Annotated in this window: 1 protein-coding gene and 1 pseudogene; one reads left to right on the forward strand and one right to left on the reverse strand. The window is 64.4% G+C overall.

Going from position 1 to position 1,358, the window contains the following annotated elements; all coding sequences use genetic code 11:
* Positions 1-16: 16 nt before the first annotated feature.
* A pseudogene (locus ACXJL8_RS41150) lies at positions 17-181 on the forward strand (IS6 family transposase); the annotation flags it as partial.
* 142 nt (positions 182-323) lie between these two features.
* On the opposite strand, the gene ACXJL8_RS41155 reads toward ACXJL8_RS41150, so the two are convergent.
* Positions 324-1,358: MFS transporter (locus ACXJL8_RS41155; RefSeq protein WP_456687048.1), on the reverse strand; the 1,035-nt coding region annotated here is incomplete at its 5' end.

Below are 1,358 nucleotides of genomic sequence, written 5' to 3' on the forward strand. Positions count from 1 at the left end.
GTAGGCGGCTTCCGTTGTAGGCGGCTTCCGTTCGTTCCACACAACCCGGCGCACGATCTGCGGCTTCGAGGCCATGCTGTGGCTGCGCAAAGGCTTCGGCTTTACCGGCGCGTGGACCGTCCGGGAGCAGAACCGGCTGCTCGAGGTCTGCTTCGGACTTCAAAAGGTTAAGGAAATCTGAAGCCGCGGTTGAACCGGCCACTCCTGCTACCTACGCCACGGTTTGCGACAAGCCCCGCATGTCTACGACGGGTATTTTAGGACTCCGTTGTAGGGAAGCGGGTCCAGCGCGCGACGTTCGGGCGCGCCGGATAAATTGAGCCTCAGTGGGAGACGGCTTCGAGCACCTTGCCCCGGGTCTCTACGCCTAGCGTGAGGACGAGGATTGCGGCGATCAAAAAACCACCCGCGCCGACCTGAAAGGCCGTGGCCGGGCCGTAATCCCGCACCAGCACCGGCACGATCATCGGCCCGAGAATGGCGCCGATCCGCCCGAAAGCCGAGGCGAAGCCGGCCCCGGTCGCTCGCGCCCGGGTCGGATAAAGCTCCGGCGTGTAGGCGTAGAGACAACTCCACATGCCGAACATGAAGAACTGCATGACGAAGCCGGTGACGAATAGCCAGGTCTGGTCGACGGCGTTGCCGTAGAGGTAGGCCGCCACCGCCGCGCAGATCAGGAACGCCGCCGTCGTAGCCTTGCGTCCGACCTTCTCCAGCATCAGTGCCGCGGTGAAGAAGCCCGGGATGCCGCCGACCGTGATCAAGGTCACGAAGCCCACCGAGCCGACGATCGAGAAGCCACGCTCCTTGAGCAGCACGGCGATCCAGGAGTTGAGCCCGAAGAAGCCGATCAGGGCGAAGAACCACATCCCGAAGGCCATCACCGTCCTTAGGCGGTACTCGGGCGAGAACAGCGTCGCAATCGGGTTCTGGTGCGGCACGGGCGTGGAAGCCGCGGCCGTGATGGAGGGTGCAACCGGCGGCAGCGTACGACCAGTGGCACGCTCGACCTCGCGCTCCATCATAGACATAACCGCGTCTGCCTCGGCATGGCGACCATTGTCCGCGAGCCAGCGCGGTGACTCCGGCATGGAGCGGCGAACCACGAGCACAACCATCGAGAGTAGACCCACGATGGCGAACGCCCAGCGCCAGCCGAGATAGGGCAGGACGAAGAAGCTGATCGCCCCCGACAGCACGTAACCGATCGCCCAGAAGCCCTCCATGAAAGCGATGTACTTGCCGCGCACATTGGCTGGCACGATCTCTGAGACCATCGCTTGGGCCACCGGCGCCTCTCCGCCGACGCCGACGCCGATCAGGAAGCGGCAGACCATCAAGGCAGTGAGGCTCCAAGC

The sequence above is a fragment of the Bradyrhizobium sp. P5_C11_2 genome, assembly GCF_054049755.1.